16 protein-coding genes are annotated in these 17,752 nt (G+C 64.4%); 4 read left to right on the forward strand and 12 right to left on the reverse strand.

What is annotated here, in order from left to right; translation table 11 throughout:
* Window positions 1-2: 2 nt before the first annotated feature.
* From MIC97_RS12925 to MIC97_RS12960, 8 genes are all read right to left on the reverse strand, one after another.
* A complete protein-coding gene (locus tag MIC97_RS12925; RefSeq protein ID WP_183831332.1) occupies window positions 3-701 on the reverse strand; it encodes an SMC-Scp complex subunit ScpB in 699 nt (232 codons plus the stop codon).
* A gap of 2 nt (window positions 702-703) precedes the next feature.
* Entirely contained in the window at window positions 704-1,660 is a 957-nt protein-coding gene (locus MIC97_RS12930) for a DUF1403 family protein (protein ID WP_239800363.1), read from the reverse strand.
* A gap of 79 nt (window positions 1,661-1,739) precedes the next feature.
* On the reverse strand, window positions 1,740-2,843 hold the full coding sequence (locus MIC97_RS12935; RefSeq protein ID WP_239800364.1) for a DUF1513 domain-containing protein: 1,104 nt from the start codon (window positions 2,841-2,843) through the stop codon (window positions 1,740-1,742).
* 1 nt (window position 2,844) lies between these two features.
* The gene (locus tag MIC97_RS12940; protein ID WP_239800365.1) at window positions 2,845-3,915 is read right to left on the reverse strand and encodes an imelysin family protein; all 1,071 of its coding nucleotides are present in this window, start codon (window positions 3,913-3,915) and stop codon (window positions 2,845-2,847) included.
* The gene (locus tag MIC97_RS12945; protein WP_239800366.1) at window positions 3,916-5,511 is read right to left on the reverse strand and encodes a di-heme oxidoredictase family protein; all 1,596 of its coding nucleotides are present in this window, start codon (window positions 5,509-5,511) and stop codon (window positions 3,916-3,918) included.
* An 11-nt stretch (window positions 5,512-5,522) separates the two neighbouring features.
* Window positions 5,523-6,008: a bacterioferritin gene (gene bfr / locus MIC97_RS12950; protein WP_183826763.1), complete on the reverse strand. Its 486-nt coding sequence runs from the start codon at window positions 6,006-6,008 to the stop codon at window positions 5,523-5,525.
* A complete protein-coding gene (locus MIC97_RS12955; RefSeq protein ID WP_183826766.1) occupies window positions 5,974-6,285 on the reverse strand; it encodes a (2Fe-2S)-binding protein in 312 nt (103 codons plus the stop codon). The genes bfr and MIC97_RS12955 overlap by 35 nt, the downstream gene beginning before the upstream one ends.
* Window positions 6,286-6,358: 73 nt before the next feature.
* Window positions 6,359-7,633 carry an imelysin family protein gene (locus MIC97_RS12960; protein ID WP_239801127.1) on the reverse strand — a complete coding sequence of 425 codons (1,275 nt, stop codon included), beginning with the start codon at window positions 7,631-7,633 and terminating at the stop codon, window positions 6,359-6,361.
* Between the two features lie 508 nt (window positions 7,634-8,141).
* On the opposite strand from MIC97_RS12960, the gene MIC97_RS12965 reads away from it, so the two are divergent.
* Window positions 8,142-9,368 carry an FAD-dependent oxidoreductase gene (locus tag MIC97_RS12965; RefSeq protein ID WP_239800367.1) on the forward strand — a complete coding sequence of 409 codons (1,227 nt, stop codon included), beginning with the start codon at window positions 8,142-8,144 and terminating at the stop codon, window positions 9,366-9,368.
* 58 nt (window positions 9,369-9,426) lie between these two features.
* On the opposite strand, the gene mscL is transcribed toward MIC97_RS12965, so the two are convergent.
* The gene (gene mscL / locus MIC97_RS12970) at window positions 9,427-9,849 is read right to left on the reverse strand and encodes a large conductance mechanosensitive channel protein MscL (protein ID WP_239800368.1); all 423 of its coding nucleotides are present in this window, start codon (window positions 9,847-9,849) and stop codon (window positions 9,427-9,429) included.
* Window positions 9,850-10,050: 201 nt separating this feature from the next.
* Between mscL and MIC97_RS12975 the strand changes: the two genes are divergently transcribed.
* Window positions 10,051-13,539 (forward strand): PAS domain-containing hybrid sensor histidine kinase/response regulator, encoded by a 3,489-nt coding sequence (locus MIC97_RS12975; protein ID WP_239800369.1) that lies wholly within the window; start codon window positions 10,051-10,053, stop codon window positions 13,537-13,539.
* A 27-nt stretch (window positions 13,540-13,566) separates the two neighbouring features.
* Here MIC97_RS12975 and MIC97_RS12980 read toward each other — a convergent pair whose 3' ends face one another.
* Both MIC97_RS12980 and MIC97_RS12985 read right to left on the reverse strand, forming a co-directional pair.
* Entirely contained in the window at window positions 13,567-14,223 is a 657-nt protein-coding gene (locus MIC97_RS12980; RefSeq protein WP_183826778.1) for a response regulator transcription factor, read from the reverse strand.
* 147 nt (window positions 14,224-14,370) lie between these two features.
* Window positions 14,371-14,805, reverse strand: a complete 435-nt coding sequence (locus MIC97_RS12985; RefSeq protein ID WP_239800370.1) for a hypothetical protein — start codon at window positions 14,803-14,805, stop codon at window positions 14,371-14,373.
* A gap of 140 nt (window positions 14,806-14,945) precedes the next feature.
* Between MIC97_RS12985 and MIC97_RS12990 the strand changes: the two genes are divergently transcribed.
* Window positions 14,946-15,296 carry a DUF952 domain-containing protein gene (locus MIC97_RS12990; RefSeq protein WP_239800371.1) on the forward strand — a complete coding sequence of 117 codons (351 nt, stop codon included), beginning with the start codon at window positions 14,946-14,948 and terminating at the stop codon, window positions 15,294-15,296.
* The gene (locus MIC97_RS12995; RefSeq protein WP_239800372.1) at window positions 15,293-16,369 is read left to right on the forward strand and encodes a quinone-dependent dihydroorotate dehydrogenase; all 1,077 of its coding nucleotides are present in this window, start codon (window positions 15,293-15,295) and stop codon (window positions 16,367-16,369) included. The genes MIC97_RS12990 and MIC97_RS12995 overlap by 4 nt, the downstream gene beginning before the upstream one ends.
* 40 nt (window positions 16,370-16,409) lie before the next feature.
* On the opposite strand, the gene MIC97_RS13000 is transcribed toward MIC97_RS12995, so the two are convergent.
* A complete protein-coding gene (locus tag MIC97_RS13000) occupies window positions 16,410-17,681 on the reverse strand; it encodes an MATE family efflux transporter (RefSeq protein WP_239801128.1) in 1,272 nt (423 codons plus the stop codon).
* Window positions 17,682-17,752 lie beyond the last annotated feature (71 nt).

Genomic DNA, 17,752 nt, shown 5'->3' on the forward strand with positions numbered 1-17,752 from the left:
AACTATTCGTCCGCGTCCTGCGCCCCGCCCTCCGTCGCCATCGAGATCGGGATTTCGCCGGCAAGCAGCTTTTCGCGTGAAAGCAGGCCGGCATCTTCCAGCGCTTCGAAATCGGGCAGGTCGCGCAGGGTCTCAAGCCCGAAATGGGACAGGAAGGTCTTCGTCGTCACATAGGTGTAGGGCGCGCCGGGTGTTGGGCTGCGCGGGCCATAGGCGATGAAATCCTGTCCGCGCAGAACCGCGATCAGGTCGCGGCTGATCTCCTTTGCGAAGAAGGAGGAAAGCTCGGCCCGCGTGATCGGCTGAAAGTAGGCGATGGTCATGAGCACCAGCGCCTCTGTTTGTGACAGGGGGCGGGCGGACTTTGCCGCAGCCTGACCGGAAGCGGTGCGGATCGCCTCGGCGAAGGCCGGCCGGGTCCGGTGCTGCACGCCGCCCGCCACCCGCACCAGATCGTAGGGTCGGCCGCGCAGTTCCTCGCGGATGTCGTCGATGATGAGATCGAGATTGCACTCGCGTCCCACAACCCGCGCCAGCACATCGCGCGGCACAGGCTCGGACGCGGCGAAGATCACCGCCTCGACGCGGCCCATCCACTCGCGCCAGCGCAGCTCCGGCGGAAGGTGCTCAAGCTCAGTGTCCAGCAAAGGCGGCTGCTTCGCTGCGCGGGGCCTGTCTTCATCCTGCGGGCGATCAGTCATGGTCACAGCCCGTAAATCCTGAAGGAAGCCCGCCCGCTCAGTTCCCGCACCGCCTCGAACTGTTCCAGCCGTGCGAAAAGGCGTCGGGAGGCAAAGCGCGACAGTCGGCGCGAAGCGAAGGTGCCCGGCAGCGCGTCGTCCCCGAGCAGGATGTCCAGCACGTCGGAAGCGCCCTTGGCCCTCAGCTTCGGCGCCACTTCCAGCAGGTTCGCGGCGCGGCGCGACAGCGTGGTAGCCTCGCGCAGGGCGGAGGCAACCGCCTCGACCAGCGCCACGCACAGAACCTGCCCGAACTTCGGATCGTCCGGCCTGATGCGCTTTGAACGTCCTCCTTCGACGCGGAAGATGGGCGTGAACGCCATTGTCATGGCAAGCGGCACTGCCCGCTGCCAGCCAAGGCAGCGCGCCAGCACCAGATCGACAAGCCACCAGCACAGAAGCTCGGTGCGGGGTTCGAGCGCCATGATGCCGGCGGTTGCAGCTGCTGCCGCCAGCGGGGCTGGCTTGCCGGATTTCGCTGCGGTGTCGACCATGCCGGCGATTGCCTGCCAGTCCATGTCGCCGGGCAGCCCCATCAGTTCGGCCAGTGTCGCCAGCCCTTCCGCCTCGGCCTGTGGCCGCTGCCCGGCCAGCCGTCGCCATGCCGCGAAAAGATTTCCGGCCGGCCCGGGGTCGCCGTTTGCCGGGCAAAGATACCAGGCATCGCGAAGGGCGGCCTGCGTCTCCGTGCGTCCCGCCATGCGGCAGGCCTCGGCCGCACAGTCGAGCGCCAGCCGGTGCCGCCATGCGCCTGCCCAGACCGGATCCGCGCGCACGAGGCTGTCGAGCGCATGAAGGGCGGCACCGGCTGAGAAGGCCGCGCCGACGGGATCGGCAGGGTCGGCGCGCGCCGTCACCCAGCCCGGCAGGCGCGGGATCACGTCAGGAACGACAGGAGGCGAATCGGAACGTCTGGCCATGGCCTGAATCTATGCCGCAGGTGCGCATGAAACCAGATTCCCGATTGCAATCCGCACAGCTTGTGAGGCCGTGCAGGTTTCAGCCTGCCTCTATACGCAGCATATGGTTGTCCCAGACATGATCGGGATCGCTGAGCATCGCGCCATCCGGGCTGACGATGACGCCGCCGCCCGTGGTCGACAGGAAGCCCTTGCCGTCGGGGGCGATGCCGCACACCTCGGTCAGGTCCTGTGCCGACAGCACCTTGCTGGACGCTGCCTCGATCACGGCAAGCGTGTTGCCCTGCGGCGAGGTCACGGCAACGGTGCCGGCCAGCGGGTTGGCGGCAACCGAGCCGACATAGTTGCGCAGGCCAGCCAGCACATCCTGCGGCATTTCGATGAGCTGAATGCCCTTGTCGCGCGTTGCCTTGCCGACCAGCGGCGGCAGGTCCGTCACCGGGCCGCGATACTGGCAGCCGAACCACACATTGCCAGCGCCGTCCCTGTCCATATGGCGGATCGAGAGCTTGTGCAGCTCGGCGGGCAATTCGTGCTTCTCGATCAGTTCGCCGCCGATGCGGTCGACCAGCACATAGGAAGGCTGCATGGTGGCGATGTTGAGTTCGGCGCGTCCGAAATCGGGATGGGTTTCGATGCCGCCATTGGCAATCGCCAGCGTGCGTCCGTCACCCAGCAGCAGAAGCTCATGCGGGCCGACGCCATAGGTCGGGAATTCGCCCACGCGCTGAAAGCCGGAGCGGGCGTCGTAGACCCCGATCATGCCCTCGGCATTGTCGAAATCGTTCTCGGTCGCGTAGAGCAGCGCGCCGTCCTGCGAGAACACGCCATGGCCGAAGAAGTGGCGGTCGGGAAGGCTGGGAATGGTCAGCGGTTCCTCGCGGCCCTTGTGGTCGAAAACCATGGCGAATGTGCCGGGCTGGCGCGCGAACACCACGGCCCGGCCCGAAACCGGATCGAAGGTCACGTCATGGCCGCGGTCGGGCAGGTCGATCGCATGCAGCACCTTGCCGTCCTCGGAAAGCACGGCGGCTCCGTAGCTGCCGTTGCGGCGCACGAAGGCGGTGGCGAAAACGGCGTCCGTTGCCATTGCGCGCGCCCACGCCGAAGGGGTCATGGCCGCTGCAAAGCTTGCGCCTGCGGCGCGCAGGAAGTCGCGGCGGTCGATCAGCGGCGTGCGCATGTCAGTCTCCGTCGAGAGAGGAGAAGCCGGCGGTCAGCCCGAACTCGCCGCTCAGCCGCACACCGAACAGGTTGGAGAGACTGGACGTGACGGTGCTGAGATAATCGAGCTTTTCGCGCCGGGCGGGATCATCAAGCGCCTCTTCGATCGGTCCGCTCACCGAGCGGGCGGCTTCCGCGCCGTTGGTGAACTGGATTTCGATGGATTCGGCGATCCATCGTGCGTCGGGCGACAGCGCATCGGCCAGATGCGAGGCCCGGAACAGGTCGCCCAGACCTTCGAGATTGGCGGCGAGCGAAGCGGTGGTGCCCTGCGAGCGCCAGTAAAGCGCCTGCTTCGGCTTGTCCTTCTCCGGGCGCAGGCCGAGAAAGCCCCTGAGGCGCACGTCGCGCACCATTTCCAGCCCGTTGATGAACACGCCCATAAGCTCGGTCACGGCCTCGGAGCCGTTGCGGTAGGTGAGGTTGTTGGGGCCGGGGGTGGCCCAGATCGCGGCAAAGCCGTCCGGCTTGTTCCAGTCGTCGCGCACCTCGGCGCTGATGGCGGCGATGTTGCCGGCCACGGCCGCACCGAAGGCGCAGCGATAGGCTCCATCCGCCGTCGCAAGCTCATCGGCGTCAGTACCGTACAGCACATATTCCAGCGCGCCGAAGCCCTGCATGGCAACGCTTTTCCGGGCGATCTTATCCGCCTCCGTGGCGTCCGGGTCCCTGCCCGCGAGCGCTGCCTGAACCTGCTTGAGGCCGATGCTCTTGCGGTCGGGCCAGAACAGCATCCGCTCCAGCCGGTTGCCCTCGCGGATCGGGCCGAACATGATCAGCTCCACCTTCGCCCAGCCCTGCGCTGCCTGCGCGAACCCGTCGCGGGCGGCGTCAAGTGATGCTTGCGATGGCGTGGCGCACAGGGCTTCGACCGATTTTTCAAGCGCGGCGGTGCGTTCGGCGAGGTCGCCATAGGCCGGGCGGATGAAGCCGTCGATCGCCTGTCCGATCACATCGGAGGCCGGCATCGCCGCCTGAGCCGCCGCCGGGAGGAAAAGAAAGAAGGTAAATGCGAGCGCCAGTGCTTTCATCTAGAGCGACTCCAGGAATTTGATCAGGGCTTCGCGTTCTTCGGCGCTGGCTGCCGCGAAATTGTCGCGCGCGCTTTGCGCCTCGCCACCATGCCACAATATGGCTTCGGTCAGATTGCGGGCGCGGCCATCATGCAGGAAAAAAGTGTGGTTGTTGACCCTCTGCGTGAGTCCGATGCCCCACAGCGGCGGCGTGCGCCATTCATAGCCGTCGGCAACGCCCACCTGCTGGCCGTCGGCAAGGCCTTCGCCCATGTCGTGCAGCAGGAAATCGGAATAGGGCCAGATGAGCTGGAAGGCGTGCGCCTTGTTGGGCGCATCGCGGCGGGTGACGAATTTGGGCGTGTGGCAGGAGGCGCAGCCCATGTCGTAGAAGGCCTGCTTGCCGGCCAGAACGTCCGGCTTGTCGAGATTGCGCCGTGCCGGCACGGCAAGGTTCTGCGAATAGAACGTCACCAGATCCATAATCGGCTCCGGCGCCTCTGTGTCGCCAAGGCGGGGCTGCACCCCGGTCGGCATGTCGAGGCAGGCCTGCTGCGCCGGCGTGCAATCGCCCCAGTGATGCGGCACTTCCGGAGAGGATATGCCGATGTCGCCGGCCAGCGCATCGGCGGATTGCTGGCGGATCGTGGCCGTCTGGGCCTTCCAGCCGAAACGGCCGAGCGTCAGTTCGCCGGTCAGCGTGTCGCGCACGATCGAGGCCCTGCCGGAAATGCCGTCGCCATCGGCATCGTCCGGATCGGCATTGGCAAGGATATCGGCCGGATGGATCTGCTCCACCAGACCCAGACCGATCATCGGGTTGGCGATGCGCGGCGACAGCGTGGTGCGCGCGTCAAGCGGGCCGTAGCCGAGGTTTTCCACCGAATAGGCCGGCTTGCGCAGGGAAACCACGGTGCCGTCGTCCAGCGTGACCGGGACCTCCTCGTAGTCGATGCGCATGCGCCCTTCGCTGACCAGTCCGGGCACGGCAAGGTCCTGCAACTGCGTGCCGTAGACGGGGTCAGGGAAGTTCAGCACCTGATGCGCGGCGACCGCCTGCTTTTCCTCCTCCGTTTCGGCCTCGCGCGCCAGCCGCAGGAACATGGAGGTGGCGTCGGCCTTGCCCTCGGGGGGATGGCCGCGCCCATCCTTCAGGTGGCAGCTCTGGCAGGCGCGGGCATTGAACAGCGGCCCCAGCCCATCCGATGCCTGCGTCGAAGAGGGTGAAGAAACCCAGTTCTTGCGGAAGATGGCATTGCCGAGCTTGAAGGTGCTTTCTTCCTCGAAGGTGATGTTGGCGGAAAATTGCGAGAACGAATCGGCGTTGACCCGCTTGCGGGTCGTCGCGGCGCCACCCTGCATCAGCTCGAACTGCTCGGGCCTGCTGAAGTCCGTGGTCGGGGCGGTGATCGCCCGCACCCGCGCCAGATCCTTTTCCGTCAGATCGTCGCGGATAGCCGGCACGTCCGGCAGGTCCTGCGCGGCGGCAGGCGTGAGACACACCAACAGCGAAAAGGCTGCCGCACAGACGCCGAAGCGGCGTGCGGCAGGCTGTATATGCGGCGCATCGAAGCCGGACCGCGTGCGGCGCAAAAGGTCTAGGATGCGCCGCATTCCCGCATGTCCTATGCCGCCTCGTTGGCCGGGGCGGCGTTAAGCAGGCCGTACTTTTCCTCACCCAGCGAAGCCAGAAGGTCGAGCTGCGTTTCGAGGAAGTCGATATGCCCTTCCTCGTCGATCAGCAGTTCCTCGAAAAGCTTCATGGTGACGTAGTCGCCCAGTTCATTGCAAATCTCGCGCGAGCGCTTGTAGGAGGTGCGCGCGTCGTATTCTCCGGCCAGATCCGATTCCAGCACTTCCTTGACGTTCTGTCCGATGCGCAAAGGCGCCACGGATTGAAGGTTCGGATGACCTTCCAGGAAGATGATGCGCGCCACCAGCTTGTCGGCGTGCTGCATTTCCTCGATGGATTCCTCCCGTTCCTTCTTTGCGAGCTTCAGATATCCCCAGTCTTCCAGAAGGCGGTAATGCAGCCAGTACTGGTTGACTGCGCCAAGTTCCAGAAAAAGGGCTTCGTTAAGCCGCTCGATGATTTGTGGGTCGCCTTTCATGGGTCCTGCTCCCGTATTGGACGCGCAATTCTCTCACGCGAGCCAAGTGTGAAACGATATCCACGCCGCCCGCCTCCGAGCGGACGTGGTAGTCCTCGGTTACCCGAATGATCGTTTCGACCACATTTGGGAAGCAGCCGCAACAGCGACCGCGCTTCTTCATATAGTGATAGACTTTCGCCGGCACGATCAGCTGCCACGGATCGCTGTCCAGCAGATCGATGATTGCTTTCTCGATCTCCTTTTCGGTGATGATGTTGCAGTGACAGATCAGCATGTCGTTCCTGGCCTGGCTGGGCGGTGCCTTTCACCGGCACCGCTGTCGCTGGAATGAAGGAGGTTGCCGGCCCTTATTCGAAGACTTTGTCCGGCGAATCGAGGCTGTCGGAGCCTTCGAAGGCGATGGCGTCGAGCTTCAGGGCAGCAACGACGCGTTCGATCGACTTGGTCTGGTCGACCAGCGCGTCGATGGCAGCCTGCACGGTGGCATTGCCTTCCGCATTGCCTTCGCCGATCTGCTGGTCATAGGCCTCTCCCGCTTCGGCGCGGGCGGCAATGGCTTCCATTTTAGCGACCGTGGCGTCCAGCTTGCCGGACAGCTCCGTGTCGAGCGCCGGATCGGTTTCCTTGACCAGATCGGACAGCGAGGGACCGGCGACAGACGAGCCGTCAATGCGCTTGTAGCTGCCGAGATAAGCCTCGCGAATGCCGACCGCGTCGTAGAGATGGGAGATATGGGTGTTGTCGGAGAAGCAATCGTGCTCTTCCTCCGGATCATGCAGCAGAAGCCCGAGCTTCATGCGCTCGCCGGCCAGTTCGCCATAGGAAAGCGAACCCATGCCGGTCAGGATGGTGGACAGGCCGGTCTTTTCGTCGCCGTCGTTCAGCGCCTTGCGGGCTTCGCCGTCGTCCTTCCAGTTGTCGACCATCTCCTGCAGGTCGGCGACCAGCAGGGTGGACGCCGACTTCAGATATTCGGCGCGACGCTCGCAATTGCCGCCGGTGCAGTTGGCCTTGTCGTAGTCGGTGTAGGGACGCTTGCCGGCGCCGGGACCCGTGCCGTTGAGGTCCTGACCCCACAGCAGGAATTCGATGGCATGATAGCCGGTGGCCACGTTGGCCTCGATGTCGCCGGCTTCCTGCAGGGTTTCGGACAGGAATTCCGGCGTCAGGCTGGAGGCGTCGACCTCCTGCCCGTCGATCTCGATTTTGGTGTTGGCGATGACATTGGCCGTGTAGAGGCCGTTCTCGTCGGATTCGGTGCCATAGCTGGCATCGACATAGTCGATCAGGCCTTCATCCAGCGGCCAGGCGTTCACGCGGCCTTCCCAGTCGTCGACGATGGCATTGCCGAAACGGTAGACTTCGGTCTGCTGGTAGGGAATGCGGGCCGCCTTCCATGCCGCCTTTGCCGCATCCAGCGTCTCGGCGGAAGGGGTGGCGATGAGGGCGTCGATGGCGACGTCCAGCGCCCTGGCGGTGGTCAGCGAGTCCTCGTATTTGGCAAGCGCGATGTCGGCATAGGTTTTCACCACGGCCCTGGGATCAGTGTCGGCCTTCGCCGGCAGAATGAAAATAGCTGCAGTCAGCGCCGCGGTGGCGCCAATCGCCGCCATTCTGCCCATTGAGCGGGTCGAGGCCCAGCTTCTGATCATCGCTCTCATCTCCTACAAGAATTAGACGTCCGTCAGACAGCGCCGGGGAGGCGACCGGTACCGGCAGAACGGACTTTTCCGAAAGAAGGAGATGATGTCACGATCGACCCGGCGTCTTGCCATGGACGGGGCAGGAGAAATCCACAGCGGACCTTGCCGAAACGAAACAACATCGAAGCCTCCAATCGAAAGGGTTAAAGGCCCTTACATTAAAGGAATGCGTCAGGACGCTCGTTCATAAAGCCTCACATTCGCTGAAAGTCAACTTGAATCTGGGAAAAGGGCAATTAAAACAATAGTTTAGAATTATTCTAAACTATTGGAGTCATGTTTATCCCGATGCTTTAACAGGCGCTTTCCGGTTGACAGGCCGCCGGCACTGGTGCGACGCCCGACAGGCCCTCTTGAGATATGAAAAAACAATCTCCAACTGGCAGGGGCCTCTGCCTGAGAGGCCGAAACAGGGAAAGCAGGTGCCATGACGAGCGGTACAATCATTGTTGGGGCCGGCCATGCCGGCGTTCAGGCCGCGGCCAGCCTGCGCGAGGAGGGCTATGACGGGCCGGTTGTGCTGATCGGCGAGGAACAGGAGCTTCCCTACCACAAGCCGCCCCTGTCCAAGACCTTCATCAAGGATGCGGCAGCAAAGCCGCAGCCGCTGCGCGGCGAAAGCTTTTATGAAGGCAATTCGATCGATTATCGTCCGGGCCTGCACGTCGAGCGCATCGATCTCGCCGGTCGCCGCCTCGAGCTTGCGGGGGGTGCCTCGCTCGCCTTCGACAGGCTGATCCTCGCGACGGGTTCGCGGCCGCGCCGCCTGCCCGTCGAGGGCGCCGGTCTGGCGGGCGTCGTTTCCCTGCGCGAGGTGGCCGATGCGCGCCTCATCCGCGAGCTGAGCGCATCCTGCACCGACGTGGTGGTGCTGGGCGGCGGGTTCATCGGTCTGGAGATCGCGGCCACCCTGCGCGCCGCCGGCCGCAACGTCACCGTCGTCGAGGCGGCCGACAGGCTGCTTGGCCGCGTCGTGGCAGCGCCCATAGGGGAACATGTCCGCCAGCGTCTGGCCGATCTCGGCGTACGCATCCTCACCGGCACCACCGTCAGCCGGCTGGAGGGCGAAAGAGGCCATGTATCGGCCGCCGTCACGGCGGCGGGCGAGCGCCTCCCCGCCCAGCTCGTCATCGTCGGCGTCGGTGTCGTGCCTAATGTGGAACTGGCCGAGCAGGCCGGCATCGCCATCTCGAACGGCATCCGCGTCGATCATCAGATGCGCACATCCGTGCCGGAAGTTCTTTCGGTGGGCGATGTGGCCTCATACCGGCACTGGTTCACCGGCGGCGACGTGCGCCTGGAATCGGTGCAGAATGCCACCGATCAGGCGCGTCTGGCAGCACGCACCATCACCGGCGGCACCGATGCCTATGGAGCCGTCCCATGGTTCTGGTCGGATATCGGTGACATGAAGCTGCAGATGGTGGGTCTGACCGCCGGCGCCGAAAGCCATCTGACCGTGGGCACGCCGCAGGACAACAGGTTCTCCGTCTATCATTTCGCGGGAGACCGGCTTGTGGCGGTAGAATCCGTCAACCGCCCGGCCGACCATATGCTCGGCCGCAAGATGCTGGCCGCAGGCTTTTCGCCATCGCGCGAGGCGGTGGCGGAGGGAGCCGATGCCCTCAAGGCCGCGCTTGCGGCTGCCGGGTGAAAGAAAAAGCCCCGTCCTCTGAACGAGGCGGGGCTTTTAGTTTCGATGCGTATCCGGCTTACTTGCGGGCCAGAAGGTCGCGGATTTCCGTCAGCAGCGCCACATCGGCGGGCGGCGGGGCTTCTTCGGCCGCTGCCGGCTGAGCTTCAAGGCGACGGCGTACATTGTTGACGGCCTTGACCATCAGGAAAATGATCCACGCGAGGATCACGAAGTTGAGCAGCACGGTAATGAACGAACCGTAGGCGAACACCGCGCCCTGCTGCTTGGCTGCCTCGAGAGAGGTGGCTGTAATATTCGACGACAACGCCAGGAAGTAGTTGTTGAAGTCGAGACCGCCGAAGATCGCACCGACGATCGGCATGATGATGTCGTTGACCAGCGAATCGACGATCTTGCCGAAGGCACCGCCGATGATCACGCCGACGGCCAGATCCATCACATTGCCTCTGGAAATAAACTCCTGAAATTCCTTCAGCATTTGCCTCTCCAATATTTGCGGCACAGGCCGCCTGTGTTGCAGCTTCGCTTGCCGGAAGCCCGAGGGACAATAGCAGAAACCATGAGTTGAAAAACCGGGAAATCGCAGGCACTGCCTGCTCTGATACAGGCCTAAGGTTGCAGTGGACAGGTTTGGTTTGCTGTGATTGCCTTCAGAGCCGGAAGCCATGGAAAGCGAGCCGTGCTGGGCTGGTTGATCGTCATAGCTGCGATTCTTTATGTGACGATGCTGTTTGCCGTCGCAGCCTTCGGCGATCGTCATGCGGCAAGGCGCGGGCCGATAGCGTCCCGGCCCTATATCTATTCGCTCAGCCTTGCGGTCTACTGCACGTCGTGGACGTTTTTCGGCTCGGTCGGGCTGGCCTCTGAACGGGGGCTGGAGTTCCTCACCATCTATGCCGGGCCGATCCTCATCTTCATCTTCGGGTATCCGTTCCTGAAGCGCATCATCACGCTCAGCAAGGCGGAGAAGATCACCTCGATCGCCGATTTCCTTGCCGCCCGCTATGGCAAGAGCTTTGCGGTCGCCTCCATCGCCACCATCATCGCCACGGTCGGCGTCATTCCCTATATCGCACTGCAGCTACGCTCCATCGCGGGCTCCATCGGGCTGATGGTGGCCTTCTATTCGCCGGACGTGATCTCTGACGCCTTCGTCTATCGTGACGTCGCCTTCGTCGTGGCCTTCCTGCTGGCGGTGTTCGCCGTGCTGTTCGGCACCCGCCATGCGGACGCGACCGAGCATCAGGACGGTCTGGTGCTGGCCATGGCGGTGGAATCGGTCATCAAGCTGGCCGCGTTCCTTGCCGTGGGCGTCGCCATCACGCTGTTCCTTCTGGAGCGCCACGGCAATCTCTTTGAATTCATGCATGCAAACGACATGGCGCAGGCCGCCATGGCCTACGAGACCACGCCGGCGACATGGATCGTGATGACGCTGCTGGCTGCAGCCGCAATCATCATGCTGCCGCGACAATTCTACATGACCATCGTGGAGAACCGTTCCGATCAGGAGCTGAAGACCTCCGGCTGGCTGTTCCCGCTCTATCTGGTGCTCATCAACCTGTTCGTGGTGGTCATCGCCTTCGGTGGGCTGGCCGTGGTCGGCGAGGGCGCCAGCGCCGATCTTTATGTGCTGGCGGTGCCGCTCTTCCATGGCCAGAACACCATGGCCATGATCGCCTTCATTGGCGGGCTGTCGGCCGCGACCGCCATGGTGATCGTGGAAAGCGTCGCGCTTTCGATCATGATCTCCAATGATCTGGTGATCCCGCTGGTGCTGCGGCGTCTGCTGCGTTCGGCTTCCGGCGAGCGGGAGGACTGGTCGAAGGTCATCATCGTCATCCGCCGCGCGGCGATCTTCAGCATCCTGTTCATCTCGTTCCTTTATTATCTGGAGATGGCCGACAATGTGCGCCTCGTCGCCTTCGGCCTGATCTCCTTCGCCGCCGTCGCCCAGTTCGCGCCGGCCTTCGTCGGCGGCCTGATTTGGCGCGGCGCCAATGCGCGGGGCGCGGTGCTGGGCATGATCGCCGGCATTCTGACCTGGGCCTACACGCTCTTCATCCCCTCCCTGTTCCCGGCCGACACCGCCTTTCTCGTCGAAGGGCCGCTCGGCATCGCGGCGCTGCGCCCGCAGTCGCTGTTCGGCACCAGCGGCGAGCCGCTGACCCATGGCGTGTTGTGGAGCCTCTCCATCAATCTCGCTTTCTACATACTGGGCTCGCTGTCGCGCGCCTCCTATCCGCGCGAGCGCATTCAGGCGGCGATCTTCGTGCCGCGCGAGACGGGGCCGATGCCGGGCCTCAGGCGCATGCGCACCAGCGTCACCATCAACGAGGTGAAGGACACCATAGCGCGCTATCTGGGGGTGGAGCGCACCGAACGGTCGTTCCAGTCGTTCGAGCAGCGCGAGGGGCGCAGCTTTCCCGGACATTCGCCCGCCACGGACGAGGCGCTGAGGTTCGGCGAGCAGCTTCTGGCGAGCGCCGTCGGTTCCTCTTCGGCGCGCCTCATCCTGTCCCTGCTGGTGCAGCGCCATGACCGCTCCGCCAAGCGCGCCTTCCGCCTGCTCGACGATGCCTCGGACGCTCTCCAGCAGAACCGTGACCTGCTCCAGATCGCACTGGACCAGATGGAGCAGGGCATCACCGTCTTCGACAAGGATTTGCGGCTGACCTGCTGGAACCGGCAATACCGCCTGTTGTTCGATCTGCCGGACGAGATGGGGCAGGTGGGCATTTCGCTGACCCAGATTCTTGGTCTTCTGGGCGATCGCGGTGACATTTCGGGTGGCGAGGAAATGGCCGCGCTTGACCGTCTGACCCGTTTTGGCGAGCCGTGGCAACTGGAGCTGAGAACCAGCGGACGTATCCTCGAGCTGCGCTCGAATCCCATGCCCGATGGCGGCATCGTTGCCACCTATGCCGACATCACCCGGCGCATGCAGGCCGATCTCGCACTGAAGCGGGTGAACGAGACGCTGGAGCAACGGGTGGCGCGGCGCACGGCGGAACTCACGCAGGTCAACGAGGAACTGGCGCAGGCGCAGAAGATCGCCGAGGAGGCCAATCTCGGCAAGACGCGGTTCCTCGCCGCCGTCGGCCACGACATTCTCCAGCCGCTCAATGCCGCGCGCCTCTACTGCTCGTCGCTGATCGAGAAGGCACCGGAAGGGCCATTGGGCGATGCCGCCGTCAACATCGAATCCTCGCTGGAATCGGTGGAGACGATCCTCGGCGCCGTGCTCGACATATCGCGCCTCGATGCCGGGGCCATGAAACCCGACGAGACCGTCTTCAGCCTCGACGGGCTGCTCCAGCAGATCGCCACCGATTTCCAGCCCATGGCCTCGGCCAAGGGCCTGCGCCTGCGCATCGTGCCTTCAAGGATGCATGTGCGGACCGACCGCAACCTGTTCCGGCGTCTGGTCCAGAATCTCGTGTCCAACGCGGTCAAGTACACACGCCGCGGCACTGTGCTCGTCGGCGCGCGCCGGCGTGGCGGCCTGATCGAGCTGCAGGTGATCGACACCGGCATCGGCATCGGTGGCGACAAGCTCAACACCGTGTTCCGCGAGTTCATGCGCCTCGACGAGGGGGTAAGGGAAGCGGAAGGGCTGGGGCTCGGCCTCTCCATCGTCGACCGCATCGCGCGTGTTCTGCACCTTGAAATCCGCATCTTTTCGCTGCCCGGCAAAGGCACGCGCTTTTCCGTGATTCTGCCGGTCGTGACGGGTGAGACCGCCCAGCCGGTCCGGGGCCAGACCCCGACGCAAAGAACTTTCTCGACGCTGGCTGGCCTGTCGATCCTCTGCATCGATAACGATCCCCGCATTCTCGAAGGAATGCGCCTCCTGCTGGAAGGGTGGGGTTGCGAGGTCCGGGCGTTTTCGGGCCTGCGTGCCTTTATGAGCGCGCGCGGGCGTCTTTCGCCGCCGGACATCATCCTGGCCGACTATCATCTCGACGGCGAGAACGGGCTCGACGCCATCGATCGGCTGCGCGAAGTCTATGGTCCCGAAACGCCAGCGGTTCTGGTGACGGCGGACCGCTCGACCGAGGTGCGCGGCGAGGCCGAAAGGCGCGGCGTCACCGTCATCAACAAGCCGGTCAAGCCGGCGGCCCTGCGCACCATGCTGTCGCGGGTGCGGCCGCTGGCGGTGGAGTGAAGCGGGACGCTTTCTGCACGGCGCGCTTCAGGCAGCGGCGATGGAATCGGTGCCGATCTTGGCAAGCTGGATGACGGCCTGCGTGCGGCTGTCGACGCTGAGCTTCTGGAGAATGGCCGAGACATGCGCCTTCACCGTGGCTTCCGAGACGCCCAGCTCATAGGCGATCTGCTTGTTGAGCAGGCCCTCGCCCAGCATGCTGAGAACGCGCGTCTGCTGTGGCGTCAGGGTCTGGAGCCGGCGGATCAGGTTGGAGATTTCCGGGTCGCGCTCCTCGCCGAGATCCATTTCCGCGGGCGCGGCGATGCCGCCGTCCAGCACGGTGCGCACCGCACTGCGGATGTCGTCCATGCTCGCCGACTTGGAGATGAAGCCGGACGCGCCAAGCTCCAGCGCGCGCCGGATGGTGACGGGGTCGTCATGGGCGGAAACCACCACGATGGGCAGGGAAGGCTGGATGCCGTGCAGCGAGATCAGCCCGGAAAGGCCGCTGGCGCCCGGCATTGCGAGGTCGAGCAGCAACAGGTCGATGTCGCCCTCGCCAAGCAGCGCCGTCTTGGCACTCTCGAAGTCGCCGGCCTCCACAATGCAGGGCGCGTCGCCTATTCCGGCGATCGCCTCTCTCAGGGCGCCGCGAAACAATGGATGATCGTCAGCGATGACGAAAGTGTAGCCTGACGGCAATGGCGTCCTCCCCGCTCCCGCTACTGTAGGAAATTGCCGGGAACAGTCGACAAACTATGCGCCCATGGCCGCGCTGTTCAAGTGCAAACTGTATATTCTTTCAGAACTTGCCGCCGGGCGGATCAATTTTGCCGGATCGAGCACCGCTCAGGTACGATCGGGACCCGGTCCTGCAGGCGGCGGATCCTCCTTTTCCATATCCCTGACGATGCCCATGAACGACCGGAAGAAGCGCTCCATATAGCCCATGGTCTTGTTGAATTCCTCTTCCGACGGCAGGCTGGATTCGAGGCGTGAGGTGAGCGAGTTCTCGAGTTTGGCGACACGCTCCTCAAGCGCCTTCACCTGACCTTGCAACCGGTCCATTTCATCCTGAACCACGCTGCGTTCGTCCGCGGCCATGCGGCAGACAAGCTGACCGGACTGTTCGCGGCAGGTCGACATGGCGCCGGTGACCGTATCCATGCGCACATAGCCATCACCGGTCTTTTCCAGCCGGTAGCGCTCGGCATCGCCCTCCGCCAAGGCGGGCGCGCAAAGCAGGCCGAAGAGGGGCAGGGAAATCAGGGTGCGGCCACGCATGAGGAAACTCCTTCCGGCCGGAACAGTGCAATTCTTCAGGTCTACAACGCCGGTCCCGGCATAAGGTTCACTATGCCCGAAACGGTGATGGACGCACAGGCGCACTTTCCACCGCGCAAGCTTGGCGCTATAGCCCGCTCATGTCGAGCTTCATCTATAAGATCGTTCCGCAGAGCCTGTGGCGCGAGGCTGAGCGTGCCGGAACCTTCACCGGCGCGCCGGTGGATATTGCCGACGGCTATATCCATTTTTCCACGGCTGCGCAGGTGCGCGAGACGGCCTCGAAGCATTTCGCCGGGCAGGACGACCTGCTGCTGGTGGCCGTGGAGGGTGCTGTGCTCGGGGATGCCCTGCGCTGGGAACCCTCGCGCGGCGGCGCTCTTTTCCCGCATCTTTACGCAGCCCTTCCCGTCGATGCGGCATTGTGGGTCCGTCCGCTGCCGCTGGCTCCGGACGGGCAACACCTCTTTCCCGAACTGGAGACGGCATGAGCCTGACGGATGCGATCGGCAGGAAGCTGCTGTTCTCCCTCGATCCGGAAACCGCGCATGGCGTTTCCATCGCAGCCCTGCGCTGTGGCCTGCCGGTCGGGTGCAAGCCACGGCATGACGAGCGCCTGCGGGTCAAGCTGTGCGGGCTCGACTTTCCCAATCCCCTCGGCATGGCCGCTGGTTACGACAAGAACGCCGAAGTGCCGGATGCGCTGCTTGGCCTCGGCTTCGGCTTTGCCGAGGTCGGCACTATCACTCCGCTGGCGCAGCCGGGCAATCCGCGCCCGCGCATCTTTCGCCTGACGGCGGACGATGCCGTGATCAACCGCCTGGGCTTCAACAACGAAGGCCATGACGCGGCACTGCGCCGGCTGGAAGCCCGCAAGGCGCGCGCCGGTATCGTCGGCGTCAACATCGGCGCCAACAAGGATAGCGCCGACCGCATCGCCGATTACGAACTCGGCGTGAAGCGCTTCGCGCCGCTGGCATCCTATCTCACCGCCAACATTTCCTCGCCCAACACGCCGGGCCTGCGCAATATGCAGGCGCGCGAGCAGCTTTCCGAGCTGCTTTCGCGGGTGATGGCCGCGCGCGAGGCGGCGGCCGCACGACCGCCGGTGTTCCTCAAGATCGCGCCTGATCTGGTCGAGGCGGAACTGGAGGACATCGCCGCCGAGGTTCTGGCGAGCGGCATCGACGGGGTGATCATCTCCAACACCACCATTTCGCGCCCGCCCCTGAAAAGCGGCGCGGTTGCCACGGAAACCGGCGGCCTGTCAGGCAAGGTGCTGTTCGGGCGCTCGACCACCGTGCTGGCCAGGATGCGCCGGCTGCTCGGGCCGGAAATCGCCATCGTCGGCGTCGGCGGCGTGGATTCGGCTGAGGCGGCGCTGGAAAAAATCCGCGCCGGCGCCGATCTCGTCCAGCTCTATACGGGCATGATCTTTGCCGGCCCTTCGCTGCCGGCACGCGTCGTATCCGGCATGAGCGCCGCGCTTGAGCGCGAGGGCGTTGGCTCGGTGCGCGACCTGCGTGACAGCGCGCTTGACCAATGGGCCGCGAAGCCCCTGTGAAGCGACGGCTCGCTCCGGAGTTGCCCTGACCGTCAGTCCGTCAGCCGCCTGAGGCGAATGTGGCGCGCTCGCGCCGGGGCAGCATGGCAAGCAGCCCCAGCCCCCGCATCAGGAGGAACAGATGCAAGGCAATCCACAGACCGTGATTGCCAAAAAACGGGGTCAGCACAAACATGGCGGCAGCGAATGTCGCGAGGGACAAGAGCATGGTGTTGCGCATGTCGGCCGACCATGTGGCGCCGATGAAGACGCCATCCAGCTCGAAGGCGAGCACGGCGCTCATGGCCGTGAACGCCGCCCATGGCAGGAAGGCACTGGCGACTTCGCGCACATCCTCGGCCGTGGTGAGCAGGGCGACCAGATCGTTTCCCCAGATGTAAAGGGCTGCGGTGGCAACGCCGGAGAGCACGAAGCCCCATATGGCGCACAGCTTCACCGCAAGGCGGAACGCGTTGCGGTCGCGGGCGCCCACGGCACGGCCGGTGAGTTGCTCGGCGGCGGTGGCGAAGCCGTCCAGAAAGAAGGAGGTGGTGAGGAAGAAATTCATCAGCACGGCATTGGCGGCCAGCGTCACCGTGCCGAACTGGGCGCCTTGGCGGGCAAACAGCGCAAATGTCGCCAGAAGCGCAAAGGAGCGGATCATGATGTCGCGGTTGAGCGACAGCATGCGGGTGATGGCGGCAATGTCGGCGATGCGAGAAAGGCTGATGCGGTCCTGCCTGCGGAACCGCGCAAGCACGATCGCCATCCCGGCCAGCACGGCGGTCAGCTCGCCGCCGACCGTGCCCCAGGCGATGCCGGCAACGTTCCAGCCGAGATACAGCCCCAGCACCAGTGAGAAGATAACATGGGTGCCGTTGAGCAGGATTTGCAGGCCAAGCGCGGTCCTGCCCTCGCCGCGTCCGAGAAGATAGCCCAGCACGGCATAGTTGATGAGGGCGAAGGGCGCGCCCACAAGGCGGATGCGCACATAGGTTTCGAGCGCGGAGCTGACTTCCGGCTCGGCATCGAGAAACCGGATGCCGCCGGCCGCGATCAGCGGCGCCAGAATTGTGATGGCGAGCCCGATCATCACCGCGATGAAGAAGGCGCGCCAGAACACGGCCTGTTCTTCGCCCCGGTCCGCGGCGCCGAAGGCCTGCGCCACGAGGCCGGTCGTGCCGGAACGCAAAAAATTCATCGTGGTGAAAACCACATCGATGACCAGCGCACCGGCGGCCAGACCGCCAAGCAGCGCCGCATTGCCATACTGGCCGATGATCGCCGTGTCGGTGAGACCGAGCAGCGGCGTCGTCATATAGGCCAGCGTCATCGGCACGGCGATGGCGAGCACCGTGCGGTTGGACACGATGAAGGTCTCAGCTGGGAAGGTCTCGGCCGGGA

Source organism: Aquamicrobium sp. NLF2-7, assembly GCF_022359935.1.
In the GTDB taxonomy this organism is placed as follows: Bacteria; Pseudomonadota; Alphaproteobacteria; order Rhizobiales; family Rhizobiaceae; genus Mesorhizobium; species Mesorhizobium lusatiense.

What these genes read in the sequence shown, in the direction of transcription:
- MIC97_RS12925 (WP_183831332.1), bottom strand. Translation starts at nt 701, where the DNA reads ATGACTGATCGCCCGCAGGATGAAGACAGGCCCCGCGCAGCGAAGCAG.
- MIC97_RS12930 (WP_239800363.1), bottom strand. Translation starts at nt 1,660, where the DNA reads ATGGCCAGACGTTCCGATTCGCCTCCTGTCGTTCCTGACGTGATCCCG.
- MIC97_RS12935 (WP_239800364.1), bottom strand. Translation starts at nt 2,843, where the DNA reads ATGCGCACGCCGCTGATCGACCGCCGCGACTTCCTGCGCGCCGCAGGC.
- MIC97_RS12940 (WP_239800365.1), bottom strand. Translation starts at nt 3,915, where the DNA reads ATGAAAGCACTGGCGCTCGCATTTACCTTCTTTCTTTTCCTCCCGGCG.
- MIC97_RS12945 (WP_239800366.1), bottom strand. Translation starts at nt 5,511, where the DNA reads ATGCGGCGCATCCTAGACCTTTTGCGCCGCACGCGGTCCGGCTTCGAT.
- bfr (WP_183826763.1), bottom strand. Translation starts at nt 6,008, where the DNA reads ATGAAAGGCGACCCACAAATCATCGAGCGGCTTAACGAAGCCCTTTTT.
- MIC97_RS12955 (WP_183826766.1), bottom strand. Translation starts at nt 6,285, where the DNA reads ATGCTGATCTGTCACTGCAACATCATCACCGAAAAGGAGATCGAGAAA.
- MIC97_RS12960 (WP_239801127.1), bottom strand. Translation starts at nt 7,633, where the DNA reads ATGGGCAGAATGGCGGCGATTGGCGCCACCGCGGCGCTGACTGCAGCT.
- MIC97_RS12965 (WP_239800367.1), top strand. Translation starts at nt 8,142, where the DNA reads ATGACGAGCGGTACAATCATTGTTGGGGCCGGCCATGCCGGCGTTCAG.
- mscL (WP_239800368.1), bottom strand. Translation starts at nt 9,849, where the DNA reads ATGCTGAAGGAATTTCAGGAGTTTATTTCCAGAGGCAATGTGATGGAT.
- MIC97_RS12985 (WP_239800370.1), bottom strand. Translation starts at nt 14,805, where the DNA reads ATGCGTGGCCGCACCCTGATTTCCCTGCCCCTCTTCGGCCTGCTTTGC.
- MIC97_RS12990 (WP_239800371.1), top strand. Translation starts at nt 14,946, where the DNA reads ATGTCGAGCTTCATCTATAAGATCGTTCCGCAGAGCCTGTGGCGCGAG.
- MIC97_RS12995 (WP_239800372.1), top strand. Translation starts at nt 15,293, where the DNA reads ATGAGCCTGACGGATGCGATCGGCAGGAAGCTGCTGTTCTCCCTCGAT.
- MIC97_RS13000 (WP_239801128.1), bottom strand. Translation starts at nt 17,681, where the DNA reads ATGACGCTGGCCTATATGACGACGCCGCTGCTCGGTCTCACCGACACG.